The sequence below is a fragment of the Streptomyces sp. SN-593 genome (genome assembly GCF_016756395.1).
GTDB classification, from domain to species: Bacteria; Actinomycetota; Actinomycetes; order Streptomycetales; family Streptomycetaceae; genus Actinacidiphila; species Actinacidiphila reveromycinica.
Genome location: NZ_AP018366.1, coordinates 45,518 through 64,038, shown reverse-complemented (window position 1 = coordinate 64,038; position 18,521 = coordinate 45,518). Strand labels below are relative to the sequence as shown.

The 18,521-nt window shown below is 71.6% G+C and carries 28 protein-coding genes; all 28 read right to left on the bottom strand.

The features are described 5' to 3' along the window. Positions 1-13 precede the first annotated feature (13 nt). A complete protein-coding gene (locus RVR_RS36795) occupies positions 14-592 on the bottom strand; it encodes an Lsr2 family DNA-binding protein (RefSeq protein ID WP_202239857.1) in 579 nt (192 codons plus the stop codon). Continuing rightward, positions 589-867, bottom strand: coding sequence for a WhiB family transcriptional regulator (locus tag RVR_RS38820; protein ID WP_202239855.1), 279 nt, complete (start codon positions 865-867; stop codon positions 589-591). The genes RVR_RS36795 and RVR_RS38820 overlap by 4 nt, the downstream gene beginning before the upstream one ends. After that, the gene (locus tag RVR_RS36785; protein WP_202239853.1) at positions 864-1,253 is read right to left on the bottom strand and encodes a hypothetical protein; all 390 of its coding nucleotides are present in this window, start codon (positions 1,251-1,253) and stop codon (positions 864-866) included. Before RVR_RS36785 ends, RVR_RS38820 begins: the two co-directional genes overlap by 4 nt. Next, the gene (locus RVR_RS36780) at positions 1,253-1,444 is read right to left on the bottom strand and encodes a hypothetical protein (RefSeq protein ID WP_202239851.1); all 192 of its coding nucleotides are present in this window, start codon (positions 1,442-1,444) and stop codon (positions 1,253-1,255) included. Before RVR_RS36780 ends, RVR_RS36785 begins: the two co-directional genes overlap by 1 nt. Continuing rightward, positions 1,441-1,986, bottom strand: a complete 546-nt coding sequence (locus tag RVR_RS36775) for a WhiB family transcriptional regulator (RefSeq protein ID WP_202239849.1) — start codon at positions 1,984-1,986, stop codon at positions 1,441-1,443. The genes RVR_RS36780 and RVR_RS36775 overlap by 4 nt, the downstream gene beginning before the upstream one ends. A gap of 22 nt (positions 1,987-2,008) precedes the next feature. Beyond that, on the bottom strand, positions 2,009-2,596 hold the full coding sequence (locus RVR_RS36770) for a GGDEF domain-containing protein (RefSeq protein WP_237405496.1): 588 nt from the start codon (positions 2,594-2,596) through the stop codon (positions 2,009-2,011). Positions 2,597-2,685: 89 nt separating this feature from the next. Next, positions 2,686-2,934 carry a hypothetical protein gene (locus tag RVR_RS36765; RefSeq protein ID WP_202239847.1) on the bottom strand — a complete coding sequence of 83 codons (249 nt, stop codon included), beginning with the start codon at positions 2,932-2,934 and terminating at the stop codon, positions 2,686-2,688. An 83-nt stretch (positions 2,935-3,017) separates the two neighbouring features. Continuing rightward, entirely contained in the window at positions 3,018-3,566 is a 549-nt protein-coding gene (locus RVR_RS36760; RefSeq protein ID WP_202239845.1) for a hypothetical protein, read from the bottom strand. Between the two features lie 19 nt (positions 3,567-3,585). Further along, positions 3,586-4,344 carry a DUF6919 domain-containing protein gene (locus tag RVR_RS36755; protein WP_202239843.1) on the bottom strand — a complete coding sequence of 253 codons (759 nt, stop codon included), beginning with the start codon at positions 4,342-4,344 and terminating at the stop codon, positions 3,586-3,588. Between the two features lie 7 nt (positions 4,345-4,351). Further along, complete coding sequence (locus RVR_RS36750; protein ID WP_202239842.1) at positions 4,352-4,831, bottom strand: hypothetical protein; 480 nt, start codon at positions 4,829-4,831, stop codon at positions 4,352-4,354. 17 nt (positions 4,832-4,848) lie between these two features. Then, positions 4,849-5,715 carry a DUF6197 family protein gene (locus tag RVR_RS36745; RefSeq protein ID WP_202239840.1) on the bottom strand — a complete coding sequence of 289 codons (867 nt, stop codon included), beginning with the start codon at positions 5,713-5,715 and terminating at the stop codon, positions 4,849-4,851. Continuing rightward, positions 5,712-6,185, bottom strand: a complete 474-nt coding sequence (locus RVR_RS38470; RefSeq protein ID WP_237405495.1) for a hypothetical protein — start codon at positions 6,183-6,185, stop codon at positions 5,712-5,714. Before RVR_RS38470 ends, RVR_RS36745 begins: the two co-directional genes overlap by 4 nt. 36 nt (positions 6,186-6,221) lie before the next feature. After that, on the bottom strand, positions 6,222-6,698 hold the full coding sequence (locus RVR_RS36735) for a hypothetical protein (RefSeq protein WP_237405494.1): 477 nt from the start codon (positions 6,696-6,698) through the stop codon (positions 6,222-6,224). Continuing rightward, positions 6,695-6,841, bottom strand: a complete 147-nt coding sequence (locus RVR_RS36730) for a hypothetical protein (RefSeq protein ID WP_202239838.1) — start codon at positions 6,839-6,841, stop codon at positions 6,695-6,697. Before RVR_RS36730 ends, RVR_RS36735 begins: the two co-directional genes overlap by 4 nt. Positions 6,842-7,067: 226 nt before the next feature. After that, positions 7,068-7,547: a nucleoside 2-deoxyribosyltransferase domain-containing protein gene (locus tag RVR_RS36725; RefSeq protein WP_202239938.1), complete on the bottom strand. Its 480-nt coding sequence runs from the start codon at positions 7,545-7,547 to the stop codon at positions 7,068-7,070. 14 nt (positions 7,548-7,561) lie between these two features. Then, positions 7,562-7,939 (bottom strand): HIT family protein, encoded by a 378-nt coding sequence (locus RVR_RS36720; protein WP_202239836.1) that lies wholly within the window; start codon positions 7,937-7,939, stop codon positions 7,562-7,564. Positions 7,940-8,039: 100 nt separating this feature from the next. After that, positions 8,040-8,297 (bottom strand): hypothetical protein, encoded by a 258-nt coding sequence (locus RVR_RS36715; RefSeq protein ID WP_202239834.1) that lies wholly within the window; start codon positions 8,295-8,297, stop codon positions 8,040-8,042. A 118-nt stretch (positions 8,298-8,415) separates the two neighbouring features. Further along, entirely contained in the window at positions 8,416-8,652 is a 237-nt protein-coding gene (locus RVR_RS36710) for a hypothetical protein (protein WP_202239832.1), read from the bottom strand. A 170-nt stretch (positions 8,653-8,822) separates the two neighbouring features. Next, complete coding sequence (locus RVR_RS36705) at positions 8,823-9,266, bottom strand: hypothetical protein (RefSeq protein WP_202239829.1); 444 nt, start codon at positions 9,264-9,266, stop codon at positions 8,823-8,825. Between the two features lie 95 nt (positions 9,267-9,361). Continuing rightward, positions 9,362-10,168: a DUF4097 family beta strand repeat-containing protein gene (locus RVR_RS36700; protein WP_202239827.1), complete on the bottom strand. Its 807-nt coding sequence runs from the start codon at positions 10,166-10,168 to the stop codon at positions 9,362-9,364. Between the two features lie 89 nt (positions 10,169-10,257). Next, positions 10,258-10,803, bottom strand: a complete 546-nt coding sequence (locus RVR_RS36695) for a hypothetical protein (RefSeq protein WP_202239824.1) — start codon at positions 10,801-10,803, stop codon at positions 10,258-10,260. Between the two features lie 50 nt (positions 10,804-10,853). After that, on the bottom strand, positions 10,854-11,216 hold the full coding sequence (locus tag RVR_RS36690) for a hypothetical protein (RefSeq protein WP_202239822.1): 363 nt from the start codon (positions 11,214-11,216) through the stop codon (positions 10,854-10,856). Between the two features lie 243 nt (positions 11,217-11,459). After that, positions 11,460-12,650, bottom strand: coding sequence for a hypothetical protein (locus RVR_RS36685; protein ID WP_202239820.1), 1,191 nt, complete (start codon positions 12,648-12,650; stop codon positions 11,460-11,462). A 195-nt stretch (positions 12,651-12,845) separates the two neighbouring features. After that, positions 12,846-15,455 carry a DNA translocase FtsK gene (locus RVR_RS36680; RefSeq protein ID WP_202239818.1) on the bottom strand — a complete coding sequence of 870 codons (2,610 nt, stop codon included), beginning with the start codon at positions 15,453-15,455 and terminating at the stop codon, positions 12,846-12,848. Between the two features lie 92 nt (positions 15,456-15,547). Continuing rightward, positions 15,548-15,925 carry an RRQRL motif-containing zinc-binding protein gene (locus tag RVR_RS36675; RefSeq protein WP_202239816.1) on the bottom strand — a complete coding sequence of 126 codons (378 nt, stop codon included), beginning with the start codon at positions 15,923-15,925 and terminating at the stop codon, positions 15,548-15,550. Then, complete coding sequence (locus RVR_RS36670; protein ID WP_202239814.1) at positions 15,925-17,532, bottom strand: DUF2637 domain-containing protein; 1,608 nt, start codon at positions 17,530-17,532, stop codon at positions 15,925-15,927. The genes RVR_RS36675 and RVR_RS36670 overlap by 1 nt, the downstream gene beginning before the upstream one ends. Then, a complete protein-coding gene (locus tag RVR_RS36665) occupies positions 17,529-17,933 on the bottom strand; it encodes a hypothetical protein (RefSeq protein ID WP_202239812.1) in 405 nt (134 codons plus the stop codon). The genes RVR_RS36670 and RVR_RS36665 overlap by 4 nt, the downstream gene beginning before the upstream one ends. Further along, on the bottom strand, positions 17,930-18,382 hold the full coding sequence (locus RVR_RS36660; protein WP_202239810.1) for an RNA polymerase sigma factor: 453 nt from the start codon (positions 18,380-18,382) through the stop codon (positions 17,930-17,932). Before RVR_RS36660 ends, RVR_RS36665 begins: the two co-directional genes overlap by 4 nt. Positions 18,383-18,521: the final 139 nt, after the last annotated feature.

Here is an 18,521-nt window from a genome sequence, read left to right as displayed (position 1 = left end):
GGGGCGGGAGCGGTCAGCCGGCCTGCCGCTGGGGGGCGTCGTCGCGGTTCCGCCAGGCGGTCACGACGTGGGCGGGGATCACGCCGCGGTCGGAGACCTGGTAGCCGCGGGTGCCCGCCCACTCGCGGATCTCCTGCCGTACGGCCTTGCTGTCCTCGGGCCAGGGGCTACTGGATCCCGCGGGGGCGGGCGGGGCCGTGACGGGCGAGGCCGCGGGCTTGCCGCCGCGCCGGGCGGCGCGCAGCTTCTCCTCCGCCTCGGCGAGCTGCTGCTTCAGCTTGGTCACCTCGGACTCGGCCTCGGCGGTCTGCTGCTCGGCGTCCATCAGGTCGCGCAGCCGCTGCAGGCCGGCGCGGGTGCGGTCGGCCAGGCCGCGGGTGGTCTTGTTGCCGTGCGTTTCGCCCCAGCGGAGGGCGTCGATCTGGGCGCTGTCGCGCTGCTGGCGGTGGGCGGCGGTCAGGCCGTGCTCTTCGGCGAGGGCGGTGACCTGCCCCAGGCTCAGGTTCGTGTCGGCGGCGATCTGGGGGGCGGGGACGTTGTTGGTGAGCATGTCGACGGCCGCGGCCTGCTGGGGGGCGGTGGGGTTGGTCATCGGGACTCCGTGGTCGTGGTGGGGGTGCGGAAGAACTCGGCGCGCAGGGCGTTGCGGCGCTCGGGCGTGGTGGCGGCCCAGATGCCGGTGACGGTCTCGGCGGGGTGGTCCAGGGCGTAGGCGAGGCACTGCGTCCTGGCCGGGCAGGCCAGGCACTGGGCCTGCGCGTAGGCGGTGGCGTCGGCGTCCTCGCCGTCCCAGGTTTTCGGGCTGACGTCGGGGGCGCGGCACGGCTCACGGCCGGTGAGCGTCGGGTACGGGGCGAGGGCGGTCACTGCTGTCCCTCGAACAGGACCGAGTACGGGTCGGCCTGCCAGGCCTGCAGCTCGAACAGGTCCAGGACCTCGATCGGGAGGACCTCGAAGGGCGTGCCCTCGTAGCCCGGGTCGAGGACGCTGACCACGACCGTGGGGTCCTCGGTGCTGCGGGAGGTGATGTACACGGCCTGGGCGGGCGCGTCGTCGGGTCGGACATCGAGGCGCAAGACCCAGGTCTGGCCGGGTGCGGCGAGCAGCAGCGGGTCGCCGTCGGCGATCCGCTCGCAGACCAGGCGCCGGGCCACGGGCTCGGGGAGGTTGTCGAGCGCGATCGTCTCGTTGATGCGCCGCTTGACGAACGCGCCGGCGGCGAAGGAGCCGATCATTTCCGCGATGGGCAGCATCAGACGGTCTTCTTCCGGTCGACGGAGCGGTACAGGGAGTTGAGGGCGAACGCCGGGTTGCGGTGGCGGGTGGTGGCGGGCCTGCCGCAGCTCCAGCAGGACCGAGACCCCGTCCAGGCGGTGTCGCAGCGCCGGCAGGAGTACGAGCGGCTGCTGGTGCTGGCGTTCACGTTTTTGCGCTGGTCGGTCATGCTGCGACCCCCTGGGGGCGCAGGGCCTGTGCCAGCACCTCGCGGTGGGCCTGGGCGAGTTCGGCACTGACCGGCCGGCGAGGCTGCCACGGCAGCGGCCTGCCGGTGACCTGGATGTGCAGGTCGTTGAGGGCCTGGTGGTGGACGCTGGGCGGGTCGACGCGGTCGGCCGCGCGCCGCTCCGCCTTCGCCTTTTCCTTCAACTGCACGACGTCGACCCAGTTGCGGCCGAGTCGGTTCACCAGGCGGTTGCGCAGCACGGTCCGCTGGTACGGCGTGGTGGACGCCCAGATTCCGACCGTGGTGAGGTCGGGGTTGGCCAGCGCCCACAGCAGGCATTTCTTGGCGGCCGGGCAGGCGGCGCAGCCCAGGCGGGCGTCCGCGATGTCCTGGCGGGCCTGGCTGCTGCTGCTCTCCTCGTGGGTGTACCAGTCGGGGTGCTGCTTGCACGGGGCGGTGGTCGGGATGGCGGGGAAGGGGATGGTCGCGGTCGGGGCGGCCGGCGCGTTGGGGATGCCGGCCCGGGTTCCGTTGTGTGCCATGGGCGGTCCTCGGCAGAGGTGGTCAGGCGGCGAGGTGGACGGCGGACAGGAGTCGGTGACCGCGGCGGCCGCGACCCTTGATCCGGTACATGTCGGTGTCGGCGGCGGCCAACGCGCTGCTGACGGTCGGTTCGGGGAGGTCCGCGACGCGGCTGACGCCGATCGAGGCGGCGAGCTGGATCTGGCGGCCGTCGATGGCCACGGTCTGGTGGAGTGCGGCCTGCAGGTCGGCGAGGCGGGCGTCCAGGCCGGGGCCCGTGACGGCGGCGACGAACTCGTCACCGCCGAGCCGTCCGGCGATCTCGCCCGGGCGGCACCATGCGGTCAGGCGGGAGGCGGCCGCGGTGAGGATCGTGTCGCCGGCGGCGTGCCCGTACCGGTCGTTGATCCGCTTGAAGCGGTCCAGGTCGATCAGGAGCACTGCGGCGGCCGGGTCGCTGATGATCCGCTCGGCCTGCGCGGTCCAGCCGGCGCGGGTGTGCAGTCCGGTCAGCGGGTCGCGGCGGGCGGCGTCCAGGTCGCGGCGGAACCGGTGGGCGTGGGCAGCCCATCCGATGGTCGCGGCGAGCGGTAACCCTCCCATCTGGAGGGCGAGTTGCAGGTACGTCATGATGGGATTCCCTCTCTCGTCTCGTGCGGGCTTGGGGCCCGGGGCGGCCGGCTGGTTACCAGGCCGTTGACGGCCGTCCCGGGGCGGAGCTAGAAGACGGGGCCGCCGAGGCGGTCGATGGCATGCCGGACCTCGCAGCGGGCGGGCAGGGCCAGGCCGTGGCGGGCGGCGACTTCTGCGGGGGAGCTGGCCCGCTCCCTGGCCTGCTGCTCGGCGACGAAGCTGCTGGCGCAGCTTTTGACGACGTAGCAGTGCCAGACGACGGTGTGGCTGTCGGTGTCGGTGACGGGGAAGCTGACGAGGTACGGATCACCGGTGAGCATCGGGGGCTCCTCCATGCGGTGTGCTTCATAACTGCTGCAAGCGCGGTGCGAGGCCGCGTTGTGACGGGCGGACGCGAATTTCCTGCGGGCGGTGCGGGTCAGCGCAGGAGGCGGGCGGCGAAGGGTTCCAGTGCCCGGGCCTCTGCTTCACGGCGGTCGATCACCGCGTCGTAGTCGGCGGCGTCCCGGCGGGACCACGGCTCGATGCGGTAGCAGTGGCGCAGGTGCCGGATGTGCATCTCGCGGGCGCCGGGGGCGTTGAGCTGTGCGGCGTGGACCATCTCGTGCAGGATCGTCTCGGCCAGGTCCGGGGCGGTCGTCGCCGCGGTGACGCTGATGCCGATGGCGATGCCGCCCCTGGGGTCGAGCGAGGTGACTCCGAACGCGCCCTGGCCGTGGCGCCGCTGCTGGTGCGTTTTCCATACCTTCACCAGGCCGCTCGCGCCGGGCGCGAAGGACGCGTCCGCCCGGGTGGACAGCGTGATCATGGCGCGCTCGTTGGTGAGGGTGATCGTCACCGAGCCCGGCAACTGGCCGACGGCCTGGGTGACGAGGGGCGCGGCCCCGCGGGCGTAGCCTTCGGCCTCACGGACGAGGCGGCGGTTGCCGAATAAGCCGAGCTGGTAGCCGGTGACGGTGATCGACATGGCGGTGTCTCCCCGGGGATTACAGGACGTGGATGGTGAGGTCGTCCGGGGCCTGGCCCCGGCAGGCGGTGCACAGTGCGGCGGACTGGACGCCCGCGACCCAGGCGCAGCCGCCCGGGCAGGGGTTGGCGTCGGTGCAGCCGCACACGATGCACGCGGGCTCGCTGGTGTCGAGGTCGGCGACCGCGGCCAGGGCCTCCTCCAGGACCTTCCAGAGGTACTGGCCGTCCTCGCCGAACTCCGGGCTGACCAGGGTCAGGTGGACCGAGGTGCCGACGGCGTGGAAGGCCTCGCGGTGGATGGTCGGCCAGATGGTGCGCAGATCGCGGTAGCTCAGGCGGTCGCCGAACCAGGTGTAGGGCTCGCCGTCCACGGTGGTGACGATGAGGCCGGAGTCGGTGCGGTCGGGGATCATGTCCTGCATCCCGATGAAGAGGCCGGCGGTGTCGGCGGCGTTGACGATGGCCCGCAGCAGGACCGGGTCGCTGATGTGCCCGTCGACCGCGGCGCGCTGCCGCCAGTGGGAGCCGTCGAAGCCGGGGCCTTCCAGGCCGGGCTGGGAGCCGGTGGTGAGGTAGCCGGCGTGGTTGACTGCGGCCAGGATCGGGACCAGGTCGGCGGTCTCCTCGTCCGGACCGAAGTTGGGCTGGTAACCGGGCCAGGACGCGATGCGTCCCTCCAGCCAGTCGGCCATGCACTGGCCCAGGTCGGTGACGGTGCGGGCGCTACGCCAGCGGCGGCGGTCCGCCAAGCTCATCCAGGGAAGTCGTGCACGCATGGGTTCCTCACATCCAGGTGGTCTGGGAGGAGCAGGGGCGAACTGAGTGCGGGTGGCGCTGCTCGTTGTGGCTGGACAGGCGGTCCAGGAGCTTGGCGAGGTCGTCCTCGTTGCCGGAGCGCGGGTTCATGGGGTGCAGGCCGATGACGTAACCGCGGTAGCCCGCGCCGCAACTGCAAGGGAGGATCAGGGCCAGGCGGTGAATGTCGGGAGAACCGTCCTTGATCTCGTGGTGGAGCCAGGTGCCGTCCCCGAGCCAGGCCACCGCGCATGTCTCGAACTGCTCGTAGAGGCCTTGGGTGTAGGAGCCTCGGTACGCGGTCCAGTGGCTGGTTTCGCCGACCAGAACTCCCAGGGTGTTGGGGTACGCGGCACGGACGTGCGCAGCGGCGGCTTCTGCGGCGGCGGTGCACTCGCGGCTGGGAGTGGCGGCCAGGAACTGTGCGCAGAGGTAGCGCAACTGAGCAGCGGGAGTGATGCTGTTCACGAACTTCCTCCTGGTGGCTATTCGCCGGCGGCGCGGGCGCGAGCCGCGGCGGTCAGCAGGGCGGCGTGGATCTGGGACTCGTAGCGGCGCAGGCTGTCGTTCCAGGCGGGTACGGAGCGGGAGCCGGTGACGGCGCGGATGTGATCGTTGGCGTTACGTGCGGTGCGCCACGTGCCGGTGCCGGACTGGATCAGCGCCCGTTCGGCGCCGAGCATGCAGACCCGGCCGTGCATGTCCTCCATCGCGTACTGCGTCCAGCCGCGGCGCTCGATCTCAGCGCTGGTGGCCCGCAGGAAGTCGCTGGGGGCGATGACCCGGCCGGTGCCGCGCGGCGCCGGCGGGACCGGCGCCTGCTGCGGCTGCGTGGTCGTGCCGAACAGCAGCTCCCCGGCGGTGACGATGACTTTGCGGATCACCACGGCGGTGACGTATGCCGTGGTTTTGAGCAGCCACCAGGCGGCACGCCCGGCGAGCCGTCCGCCGGTTTTCGCGGTCTGCCTCATGAGCTGGGCGGTGGGCGATGGGACACGGGGGTCGGGCAGGCTCGGGCCGGTGGCGATGCCGGCCGCGCGGATGAGGGTGTCAATGTTGGGCAGGCCGAACGGGCGGCTGGGCGGCGCCGGTTCGGCGGGGCTCAGGCTCTTCAGGTACGCCTCGGCCTCGGCGCCGACCTGCAGCGCGTCCGCGCCGGCGTCGGCACCGAGCAGCTCCTGGAGAGCTTCGGCGAATGCCTCGTCCACGGCCGCGGCCAGGGCGGCCGCGGACCGGAACGTGGCGGGCACAGCGGTGGGCAAGGTCACCGTGGCGGCGTCGGTCGCGCCCTTGGCCTGGGCGCAGAAGTCGCTCTGGACCCAGTTTGTCGCTGCTTCCTTGGCGTGTCTCACTCTCGGCCCCCGTCCCCATCGACGGGCATCGCGCGGCACAGCTCGGCATGGCCTTGAGCCCACGCGCGGGCGGACGGCTCGCTGTCACCGTTATCGACCTGTCCGCAGCCTGGGCAGCTGGACTCATGCCGGTTGGTGACCGTCACGACCGCCCCGCCGGCTGTCAGGTAGCGGGCGATCGTCCGGAGCCGCTCGGGGCATTCCTCGGGGTGCTCGCGGGCCCACTTGCCCCACCCGGTACTCGCGAAGTTCGGGCTGGCGGACACCAGCTCCCAGCTGTCGCGCCACAGGTTGGCACTGTCGCGGCACTCGGCCTGTCCGCAGTCCCGGCACCGCGAGGTGAAGACCACATCCACGGTCGTGATCGTGCGGCCCAGCACGGTGTCGGGCGAGCCGTCGGTGACGGCCGCCATCAAGTCAACGGCCCCGGCCGTCGTGATCAGAGTCAGGTCTCGTCCGGCGGTGTTCATGCCGTTAGTTCCTTCCGTTCTTGTCAGAACTCCAGCTCACAGCAGGGTGATCAGGAGCGCGGAGGCGAGGAGTGCCGTCTGATGCAGGGCTTGATCGGTCAAGTACATGCCGTTCATCCCCGCGGCCTTCAGCTCCGCGAAGCCCTTCGACCCGATGCGCTCCAGGAGCCAGCGGACCGGCCACCGGCGGTCGAAGAACGCGTGCGTCACCGCAGAGAGGACGAGCCCGGCCGTCAGGCCGGTCCAGGACATCTGGAGCGGAAGGACGGCCCAGACCAGGGCCAGCAGCACGGCCATCACCAGGTGGTACTGGGCGACGTGCCCCAGGCACGCACCCCAGCCCCGCCGCGGGCTCACGCCGTCGGCGACCTCCGTCGCGGACGGCGCCGCCTTGTTCCCGGCCTGGTGGTCTGTCTGCCCGATCACGTGATCCGCGAGGTTGTGGCCGACGGAGAGCACCGCCCACACCGCGCCGAACGTTGCGAGCGTCGCGGTCTGGTCGATGTTCGTCATCGGGCCACCTCCACTCGCGCGACACGGGACACGGTGGACACGGTGGATGCCGCGATAACCCAGTGGTCGGCGACGTCGGCGGCCGCGCGCAGCAGGGCGTAGGCGAGGCTGAACTTCACGGCCGGAGGCGTGGCGGTGGGCATACGGGTCTCCTGGAGTCTCAGTTGCGAGCGGGTTCGGGGGAGCTTGTGGCGGTCGGTTTTCCTTGGCCGGGATGGCGACCGCCAACAAGAAAACTGTACAGCACTTTCATCACGTCGGGAAGGGGTACGGGCTAACCGGGCGGTTGCGCACCGCGGCCGGCGTCGACCGGCAGCAGCGCGGTGAACGGCTCCAGCCGGGGGCGGGAGGCGACCGAGCTTTTCCGGACTACCGGGAGCACGCGGCACCGACCAAGGCGAGGGCGGCGGCCGCGGTGTCAGGAAGCGTCTCGCAGACGGGCACGCTGTGACGGCGGGCGACGTAGATCAGGTACCTGTTCCTCTCGGGGTTGGGACAGTCGGGCGGGCAGCCCAGCACCGCCCTGCCGCTGCTGACGTCCAGGCCGAATTCCACGTTGGTGGTCATCCCCGGGAGGGTGCGCAGGTCGCGGGGGATCCAGAACAGGATCGCCATCGCCGCCGCGCGGGCGTCGGTCTCCCAGTCGACTTGCGTTTCGTACCGGTCGGCGCGCTCGCCGTTCCGGGACTCGGGACTCAGCACGGTCAGCGGTTGGTCGCCGGTCCACTGCGCGTCCAGGGCCGCCGCGGCAGCGGGCCGCCAGGACGGTACCGGGGCGCTCTTGTCCGGCGTGGGTCCGGCGAGGAACACGGACGGGGATGACGGGGCCGGGAGGAGTTCGCGGGCCATGACGAGGTTGACAGTCACTGGATTTCCCCTTTCTCCGCCGCCGCTCGGGCAGCGTGCTGCGGGGTCCAGGGCAGCGGCAGTCCGTCGCCGACCTCCCTGGGCACCACGTGGATGTGCAGGTGGTAGACGCTCTGAGTCGCCGCTTCCCCTTTGCTGGTGATGATGTTCGCGGCGGGGTGGTCGGCCATCAGCTCAGCGGCCCGGCGCATCACCGCGGCGGTCACGTCCGGGTCGGTGCTGGCGTCCTCGACGTGAACTCGCGGTAGGACGAAGACGTGGCCCGGGTGGACGCCGCCACTGCGCGGGCGGACCGCGAGGGCGTCAGGCCACTCGCGCACGATGAGGGCCGGGGCCTCCCCGGCGACGATCGCGCAGAAGACGCAGGTCTTCACGTCAGGACTCCTTATCTCCGGTCTGGGGGATGGAGCGGGTTCGGGCTCGGGGCGGCCGGTTTTCCTTGGCCGGGATGGCGGCCGCCCCGATGTGGTGCGTTCAGTCGCTCTGCACGTGTTCTTTGATCTGCCTGCGGACGTATTCGCGTTCGTAGCCGATCGCCTCGCAGGCCTCTTTCTGGAGCAGGACCTTGCTGGTGATCTCAGCGTTGACGGCCCGCCAGAAAGCCCGGTCAGCCTCCTGCTTCGCCTTGTCGCGCTTCGCCTTGGCTTCCGCGAGCCGGGCCGCGGCGGCCGCCTTGGCCGCCGCCTTCGCCGCCTGTTGGTCGTGCTGATCGTCGTTGGACTGGGGGGTCATTGCTGGGCTCCGTCTCGGTAGTGGAGGATGGGGGCTCCTCCTGCTCCGGTCCGGAGCGGGTTCGGGCCCGGGGCGGTCGGTTTTCCTTGGCCGGGATGGCGGCCGCCCCGGGGCGGGATCAGATGGTGCTGGCGTCCTCACGGGAGGTGTCCGTGGGCTCGATCTCCAGGACGTACCGCACCTGGTGCTCGGGGATGGAGACGATCAAGCCGCCCTGGTACTCCAGGACCACGAAGTCACCATCGGCGTCGATGGACTCCAGGAGCGAAGTCGGCGCTCCCAGCGGGAACGGGTTGGTGTCGCCCTGGGTGAAGGTCGTGCCGTCGATGGTCGCGAGCTGGAAGTTCGGGTTCATGTTGATCCTCTTGGGGGTTGGTGGTGCATTCCGGGCGGTCCGGAGTGCCCCGGGCCCGATTCGCTCGGGCGCCCTCACGGCTGGATGCCGGGGCCAGTAGTGCGAGGTGAAGCGGTTGACGGGTGGCAGTCGGTTCCCTGGCCGGGATGGCGACCGGCTCCGGGGTGGTCTCAGTTGCGGCTCGGGGCGGCGCCGTACGCCGCGCGGCACAGGGCGGCGTGCGCGTTGGTCAGGGAGTAGGCCAGCTTGTCGCTGTGGCCCCTGGCGTTCATGAGGGACTCGGCGGCCTTGTCGGGCCGGTCGATGGCCCTTACCGCGTTGAACAGCCGGGGCAGGGTCTGGACGATGTCCAGCACGGCCGCGAGCACCTCGCACGCCTCGGCCTCGTCGGCGGGGGTGGCGGCGGTCCGCAGCAGGGTGGCCGCCTCCCGCGCGGCCTCGGCGGCGGGGACGCGGGCCGGCTGCCCGGCCTGCGCGGCGAGCTGGGCGTAGAGCCCGCCCAGCTCGACCTTGGCGCGGGCCTGGGAGTAGTCGGTGTCGCTCCGGTTGAGCAGCGTGCGGGCCTGCTGGGCGAGGTCGGCCGCCCGCTCGAGGTAGTCGGTGTTCTCGGTCATGGTGTGAGCCCTTCTCGGTCGTGCGGCGCTGGCGGGTCGGGAGGCCTGGGGCGGCCGGTTTTCCTTGGCCGGGATGGCGGCCGCCCCGGGGGAGATCACTTGCTGATGTGGCCGTTGTGGGTGTGGGTGACGACGTCCAGGTGCGCGCGGCCGGAGACGCCGCGCAGCCGGATGCTGCCGTTGTGGGAGCGGGCCTCGATGCGGCCGCTGGCGATGGGCGTGGCGGACAGTTCAACGTTGCCGTTGTGGCCGGTGAACTTGGCCGCGCCGCCGCTGTAGGCGCCGATGTAGGTGTTGCCGTTGTGGGTTTCGACGTCCACCCACTCGGTCACCGCGTCGACCTCGTTGGTGCCGTTGTGTCCGTGGACCTTGAGGCGGCCGACGATGCCGGCGCGCAGGGTGCCGTTGTGGGTGTCCAGGTCGAGCGCGGCCAGCGGGCCGGTGACGGTGAGGTCGGCGTTGTAGCCGCGCATCTGCACGCCGGACCCGGCGGGCAGGGTGACCAGGACCTCGATCGGGCTGACGGCCGTCATGCCGCCGCCGGAGATCCCGCCGTTGATGACCCGCCCGTTGACGATGCTCACTCCGGTCACGGTCTGGCCGAAGCTGATGGAGCGGCTGCTCTGGAAGACCGTGGTGCGGCCGCTGACGTTGGTGACGACCTGGTTGAAGCCTCCGCCCGGCATCTCGGGCACGGTGACCGTCAGCCGGTTGCCGTCCTGGCTGACCCGGGAGTCGCGGACGGCGTCCGCCGCGGGGCCGGTGGCGTCGGCGGTCCTGACGACGGCACGGGCGATGGTGGCGGCGGGGTCGACGGTGACGTTCACCTTGCCCATCGGCAAGGTGATGGTGGCGAGCACGGGGCCGACGGCGGCGGGGGCGGGGAAGTTCTTCTCGGACACGGTTTCTCCTGGTCGGGGTTGTCTGTGCGGGTCCGGGCCCGGGGCGGCCGGTTTTCCTTGGCCGGGATGGCGGCCGCCCCGGGGCGGGGTCAGGCGTGGTGGTCGCCGAGGGTGCGGGACGCGCTGCGGATACTCGCGGCGGCTTCGCGCATGGCGTCGGCGTCGTCGTCTTCGTCGTCGTCGGCGAAGGCGGCGGCCAGGTCGTCCAGCAGGGCGTACAGCCGGGGCAGGGTGTGGCTCGTCTGCAGGTTGCTCATGACCTCGTAGGGGAGGGCGCCGCCGCGGACGTCGATGCCCAGCTCCTTGAGGAGGTGGCTGACCGCCCAGAACGCGTCGCCGTCCTCGATGTCGGGGTCGATCTGGTTGGCGGCCAAGAAGGCCGTGCGGCGGGTGAGGTCGGCGACGCCCGCGAGGGCGAGGACGACCAGCACGCCCTGGGTGCCGGTGTGCTCCAGCCACGACGGGCCGACGTGGAACTCCACCTTCATCACGATCGCGAGGCCGGCCAGCAGGGCGAGGTGCTCGGCGTGGTTGGCGAACGAGCGCAGGGCGCGGGTGGTGGCCCGGAGCGGCTTGACGCCGCGGCGGCGGCGCAGGTTCATCGTGGTGACGGTGGTGGTGGCGGTCTCGGTCACGTGGGGCTCGTTTCTGTGTCGGTGGCAGGGGCGGGGGCAGGGCGGTGTGCTCACCAGTCGCCGAAGGTGCAGACGGGGCCGCAGGTGGCGGTCGAGTGCGGGCCGTTGGGAGCGAAGTGCTCGCGGATCGCGGCGGCACGGAGGGCGTCGTCCTGCTGCTCGCGTTCGCGGCGGGAGGGCGCCCAGCGGACCGGCTCGGCGCCGGCGGTGAGTTCGGCGCAGCGCGGGCAGCCGTCGATTCGGCGGCCGAAGACGACCTGGTGGTTGTGCTTGGTGGTCGTGGCCGTCGGGGTCTCCGGTGCGGGCCGGGAGCCCCAGGCGATGGGCTCGGCGCCGGCCACCAACTCGGTGCAGCGCGGGCAGTCGGCCACCTGGCGGCCGAAGTTCGGCCGGTGTGTGTGCTGAGTGGCCATCAGGAGTCCCTTCTCTGCGGTCCGTTGCGGTGGGCGGTGCCGCCCGCGCATCCCATGATGCCTACTTTTTGTAGGCATGTCTATGGTGTGCCTACAAAAAGTGGGCACTAGTTTTCTTGTGGTGTCGCCCAGCGGAAACTGGTCGGGTTGAGCCGTGCGGTCAGGGCTCGGACCTGGTCACCGGTGAGGCTGCCGTGGCTGGCCAGGAGGCGCGCGACGGTGGTGACGGCGGGGATTCCCTTCTCAGGTCGTGGGCTCGGGGGAGGTGGTGCTGGTGACGTCGCCGCTGATGCGGCCGGTGTTGGCCACGCCGGTGTTGACGTAGATCGAGTTGCCGTTCGCGTCGGTGCTGTGGCCTTCGGGGGCCTGCCGGCCGTTGACGGTCACGGTGGAGCGGCTGCCGCCGGCGCCGGCCGCCTTGGCCCGCCGGGTCGCGCCGCCGACAGCCTTCGCCGCATCGGCCTTGGCCTTCTTCACGCGGGGGTCGTTGATGCTGACCGGCTGGCCGTCGATGACGGCCTGGTTGCCGCTGATCTGCACCGAGTGGGCGCTGACGCCGGCGACTTGGACGCTGCCGTTGACGGTTCCGGTGTTGACCAGGCCCGGGCCGGTGGTGGTCGCGGGGGAGGGCCGGGTGCGGCGGCGGTCCTTGCCCTGGCGGGCGCGTTCGGCGCGCCTCTCCGCGGCGGCCATCGCGGCAGCGGCCGGGCCGGCGCACTCGGTGCAGGGGATCGAGATGCCCGGGGCGGTGATGCGGCCGGTGTCTTGGCAGACCAGGCACTTCGGGCCGCGCTTGGGGGCGTCGACACCGAGCGCCTTGCGGTACGCCGACACCGGCGGCGTCTTCGGCGGTTTCGGTGCCGGCCGCGGGCGAGGGGGCGGGGTGGGGGTCGGTCCGGCCTGCCAGCCCCACGCGGTGCGCAGGACCGCCGCGACCGGCGCATATGCCGCATTGCGGGCGGCCTTGGCTGCTGTGCGGCGGCGGGACCGGATCGCGCCCTTCACCTCCGCCTTGACCGCCCTGCCGCCCTTCTTCGCGGCGTAGCCCCACCCGGCGATCAGGTCGTGCGCGATGTCGGGCGGCGGCGGGGGTTCCTCGCCGAACCCGGCGTCGATGATCCACAGCAGGTCCGGGTTGGGGTCGGCGTAGCCGCGCAGCCGGGAGTAGGTGATGAAGTGCTGCCGGTCGATGCGCAGGTCCGCGAGCGGGTCGCAGCCGAGCGGGCACAGGACCAGCACGTGGGAGTGGAGGGTCTCATCGAGGATGAGCACCAGGCCGGTGTCGGTGCCGCAGAACTGGCAGCAGGCGTCGACCGTGGCCCACTTGGTGGTGAACGCGCCCTGCTCCAGCTCCAGGTAGCGGAAGTGGCGCTCGGTGGCGATCCGGTGGTACCCGTGGGCCGGTTCGGAAGGCCGACCAGGCTCTAAGGTCATAACGGACTCCTGTGGATCTTTCGGGCGGGGAACGGGCGGGGAACTGGACGGAACCGCAGGTCAGGGGCGTGATCACGGGCGGAACCCGGGTCGGGCGACCGGAACCAGTTCCGGTGCCGGCGGGGGGTTCCCGGCCGGTTCCGGGCCGGTTCCGCCACGCTGACCTGCGGTTCCGTCCCGGTTCCGGCGTCGGGGTCAGGACTTGGGGGAGTCCTCACCGGTGATCGTTTTGAGGTCGCGGAGGCGGTACCCGCGGGGCAGGGCCTTGCTGTACTTCTCCAGCGCCCACGTCTGGCCGGTGGGGGCCAGGACCGCGTCGATCGCTGCCCGGACCGCGGCGACCCGCGCCTCGGTCTGCTCCGCCTCGTCGTCGCCGTCGAACTCCTCCAGCGACCACCGGGCGGGCTCGGCCTGGCCGAGCGCGTCGGCCAGCTCCTCCCGGGACAGGCCGGCCGGGTCGCCCGCGTCGGCGAAAATCTGCCGGATGGTGGTGATCAGCGCGGACTGCGCGCCGGCGGCGACCTGGACGTCGGAGTCGGCCATCAGGCTCGACAGGCTGATCGAGCTGAGCTTCGCCGACTCCGCGTCGATGTCGACCAGGCCCGCCCGGCCGCGCTCGATGCCGCGGCGCAGCAGCTCCTCATCCGACTCGATGCACGCCCGGTACGGGATGGGCTCGCAATACTGCGCGCCTGCCATCACGTACGCCACGGAGGCGTCGTTGACCTGCTCTGCCATGGCCGGCAGCAGCCGGTCCGGGCGCCAACCCTGCGCCATGGCGCCGCCGCCGAGGATCTGCACGACGTCGTCCACGTCGCACGCGGCCAGGACCTGCACCTGCAGCTCGGTCAGCCACGTGTTGTCCTTGATCTTCTCCTTGGTGACACCCTGGCCTGCGATGACCATCGTGACGTCGGACTTGAGGCTGGTGATGGCGAGTTCGGCGAGCATGGTGTCCAGCTCCCACGGCACGTTCCGCTTGGCCTCCTCGTCGTAGTAGCCCTTGCGGCTCACGCGGACCAGCGCCGGGAACTCATCCACGATGATCTTGATGCCGGGGCGCTTGTGGGAGGTCTGCCAGTTCTGGCCCATGTTGAGCTGGTCGAACAGGGCGGGGCGGCCCTTGCCGATGTCCAGCGCCCACTGCAGGGCGCGCTGCGCGTCCTCGGGGTTGGTGATCACCGCGTGCATGGCGGGCCGCAGCCCGCCGAATCCGCTGCCAGCACTGCCGAGGTCGATGCCGATGATGATCTGGTCGTCGGTTGCGGTGACCGCGTCCAGGATCGCCCGCAGGATCGTGGACTTGCCCGAGCGGGACTTGCCGACGATGTCGATGTTCGTGCGGGACATCGGCAGCGCGAGCGGCTTGGTGGCCATGTCCGCGCCGATCTGCGCCGTGTGCAGATCGGCCGTGGTCAGCGAATGCGGCGCCCGGTACGGGAGCGGGGGCACGAATCGCCACGGATCGTTTCCGGGAAAGCGGATTACGCATTCGTTGCGGGCCTGCGCCGACTGCTGAAGGAGAATCGAGCCGGTCCGGGCGCTGAGGCATCCCTCCAGCAGGTCGAGCTGGGAGGAGATTTTCTCCGGCGTCATCCGGTCCAGCCAGACGTACACCATGAATCCCCACTCGTGGGGCTCCACACGGATCTGCGCGACGGACACCTTCAGGGACTCGGTCAGCGCTTCCTTGACCATGCGCTCGAACATCTTCGGCGTCATGCCGACCTCCATGCGCTGCGGGACACCGGCCTCGGCCGCCTCGAGCGCGGCGAGCTGGTCCTCGGTCAGTTCCACGTCGCGGCCCAGGAAGGACGCCCCGATGATGTTCGCGGCCGCCGCGGCGAGCAGCCCCCAGAAACCGCCGGCCTCCACGACCATGAGCCCGTCGACCAGCGCGACCGGCCCGTACGCCGCCGCGGCGCGGGTGAGCACGATGTTCCGGGCCCGGCTCCGCGCGGACTGCGCCACGATCACCGCCTGCGATGCCTCCATCTGGGCCGTCCTAGCCGTGGCCAGCTTGGCCCGGCGGTCGCGGATCGCGATCGAAGCGCTGCGGGCCTCCCGGCGCGCGGCGTCCACGGAACCGTGGGCGAGCGCCAGGTCGGCGCGCGCCTTCGCGCCCTCCATGCCGATCACCCAGCGGCGTACTCGTCGCTGTCCGCGGACCGCGCGGGGAAGCACGCCGTGTGCGGTCCGCTGGCGGGACACCCAGCGGCGGGCCCGGCGGCGGCTCTGCCGCGCCAGGTAGTCCGCCCGGGCACGCCGGCCTTCCTTGGTCCGCAGCGAGGGGTTGATCCAGGGCGCGTCCCCCTCCGGGTCGTCCGGCAGGCGCTGGCCCGTGTTGACGACCGTGCCCTCCACCGGCGCGGACGCCGCGGGCGCGGCCGGCTTGGTCACGTCGACCTTGGCCATGCCGACCGGCGCCGGCGCCGGGGTGTCCTGGCGGGGCGCCGGCGGGAGGACAGTGGCCTCCGGGGCGGCGGGGTGCAGCACGCTGGGCAGGGTGCGGACGTTGCCGGCCGACTCGGCCAGTTCCTCCACGCCGATCCGGACGAAGATCGGAGCCAGGCCGTCGGTGTGCCGGATACGGACCTCCCTGGCCCGGCCGCCGTTGTCCGGGCCGACCACCTCCAGGTCCTCCAGGTCGTTCATCACCGCGGTGGCCTCGGAGAAGTTGAGCCGCATCTTGCGCTGCAGCATCGAGGTGGAGCCGAACTGGGAGGAGACAACAAGCTCGGCCGCGACCCGCAGGTCATCCCAACGGGTGGGGGCGGCTGTTCCTTCCTGGTAGGTCTCGGTCATTCTGTTCACGCCTCCTGTGAGGTGGCGGGGCCGGGCTTTGCTGGCAGGCGGGCCGGCCCCGTGCAGATTCGGGGGACTTGCGGGCGGTGCGGTCAGGCTGCTGCGGCGTACTCCGGGGGCATGCACTCGTTGCAGGCCTTGTACTTCGTGCTGATCGTGTAGTGCTTCTCCACACCGCACTCCGGGCAGATCCGCCGGGCGCGCAGCGCCTTGCCCACGGCCTCCCACTTCGCCGGCGTCATCGGCTGCTTGGGCAGGGCCAGGTCGGTCTCGTACAGCCAGGCGTGCCGGTAGTTCCCGTGGCGCTTCTTCGACCGCCACTTGATCTGGGCGACGATGGGACCGCCGGGCCTCAGTCCGCGGCTCTTGAGCTGGTCCTTGGTCGACAGTCCGTCCGGGGCGGTCTTCCACGTGTACGTCGGGAAGCCGTCGGCGTGCTTGCGGTCAACGAGTCGGGGGCGACGGGTCATCACGCGCTCGCCTTCTGGTCAGAGGTGACGTCGATGCGGATGCCGGTGGACTTCTGAGCGGCGGCGATCCGGGCGTAGCACCAGGAGCGGCTCGGGTCCTGGGTGCCCTTGATCCCGGCCTCCTCACGGAGTGCCAGCGTCTTGTCCCGGACGTCCTGCCAGGTGTGTCCGCGACCGTCCCTGAACTCGTCCGCGAGCCAGGCGTCCAGGGTTACCCGCTCCTCCGGCGAGGACGTCCGCGCGGTGTGCGCCGCCGCCTTCCGCGCGCCGGACGACAGCGTCCGCGCGGGCTTCTTCGCGCGCGCCTTACGCGCGGGGGCGGGCGTGGTACCGCGCGTCCGCGCGGGCGCGGTTTCAGACGTGTGTGCGGACGGGGGGATAGACGGGTTGATCTGCGGAGATACCGTCTGATACAGGGGCCTCCCGAGGCTGTCCAGGAGGCCCGTCTGGACCCTTCGCGCGACCGGCGTAGGGGGGGTTGCGGACCCCTTCGCGGCCCCGTTCACGGACCCCTCGGAGTCCTTCTTGAACAGTCCGGCGGACGCCTCAAGACGCCGTCCACGCGCCGCGCTCAGGTCGGCCAGAACCAGCGCCAGACGGTCCTCCGCATCGGCCCGAAGACCGATCAGTTCGGTGGACAGCAGCACCAGCAGCTTGGGGTCGAGCACGTCGTCGCCGGCACCCTCGTGCACCGCGTAGGCGGCGTGCCAGGCATCCTCGTCCGTCAGATTGTGATGCCCGGCGATCGCGCGCAGTTGGACCGCCGTCGCCCACACCTCGGGCAGTTCCTTCTGGCGGGCCTCACGCGTCGCCTTGACATCCCGGTCGTGCTGCCGGGCCCGACGCATCTCGTCCTTGAACTCCCGGTGCCGGCCGACCTGGACGAGCTGCCAGACCGCGATCGGCACGACGGACGACGCGGCCAGCACACTGCCGAGCAGCGTCCCGTACTGGTCGCCACCGACGTTCTGACCGTGCTGCCAGTTGATCCACGCCGCGAGCGACGCGAACACGTAGACGGCAATCCGGTACGGCCACGGCGAACGGCGGGACTTCATCGCCTTGGCCTCGCCGGCCGTCGCCGCCCAAGCGCTGCACTCAAGCATCACTGGCAGCAGGGCGACCAGGAGACCGCCGGCCCAGCCCATGGACGACGTGATCCCGGTGTCCGACAGGGACGCGGCCTGGGAGATCAGGGCGGGGATGATGCTGCACCCCATGACCACCAGCGCGGCCGCCAGGTCCAGGTGCTCCGCCAGCCAGGCCGGCACCGCCTTGACCGCCGCCGCCCGGCGCTCGCGGCGCTCGGCGCGGGCCTTCGCCTTCGCTTTGGCCCTCTCCTTGTCGGCCGCCAGTTTCGCCAGACGCTGCTGCTCGCGGCGCTCGGTGTCCTGGCGGGCCTTCAGCTCCTCCGCCGCCCGTGCGGCCTCGGCCCGAGCGGCCGCGTCCAGACGGTCGGCCTCGCGCCGCTTCGCCTCGGCCTCAATGTCCAGACGCCGCAGGTCCGCCTCGGCCTCGGCCCGCACTCTCGCGTCCTCGCGGGCCTGCTCACGCTCGGCCGCACGGTCCGCGCGCTGCTGCTCGCGGTACGACATGGTCGTGCTCATCGCTTTCCCTCCGTCCGGGCCGGGGCCGACGGCGAGAGCCGGTACACGGCCACCACCCCGGCGATCACAACGGCCAGCAGGATTCGGCTCAGCACCGGGGTGTTGAGCCCCAGGAGCCAGGCACCGCCGGCCACCGACATCGGGATCTGCAGCCAGCCCAGACTCGACAGGCACCGCGCCAGTTCGATGCGCACATCGAGCACCGGCGCCACGTCGATCTCGTCCAGCACGGCGAGACCCGCGACCAGGAGCGCCAGGAGCAGGCGCTTCCACCATTCCGTCTCAAGGCCCAGGGCCCACGCGGTGCCGGACACCGCCAGCCCCGAGCACGTCCACGTCGTCACCAGAGCCCGGCGACGCATCTGCGTCACCCCCGGCGACGTCGCACCCACCGCGCTCATGCGACCTGCACCTCGTCCAGCTCGGGACGCAGAGCCGAGGCGAGGTTCGTGCCCATGCCCGTCCGCGTCGCGCCGGTGAAGAGCCGGTCGGTGTACAGGTACTCGGTCTGGGCCAGGGCCTGACCCGTGTGGGCGGCCTCCAGCTCCGGCTCGTCACCGGTGAAGCCGACCAGCATCTCCAGGCCGTCCGCCGCGCTGTTCGTCACGACCGAACGGGCGATCATCTGGAGCCAGGACAGCTCCAGCACCCGCTCGTCCACGCGGTCCAGGTTCTCCGTCACCCGCAGCCAGACGTCCGCGGCCAGGTCCTCGCCCTGGTCCCCCGCGCCGGCCAGCAGGTCGTTGCTGATGTAGCTGATCAGGGCGTTCGCGTGACGCTCGTACGCCGCAGCCAGCAGCGCCGACCGCTGCTGCGCGGTGCGCCGGGGGGCTGCAAAGATGGTGTTCACGGGTCGTTCTCCCATCAGATTGGACGGCCTGTGCGCGGCTCCCCGGGGCATCCGCCAAGACTTCCCGGGGGGCCGTTTGCCATGGATTCAGGCATAGTTCGACTACTTGGACTTCATTGACTACTCAATGCGGTTCCGA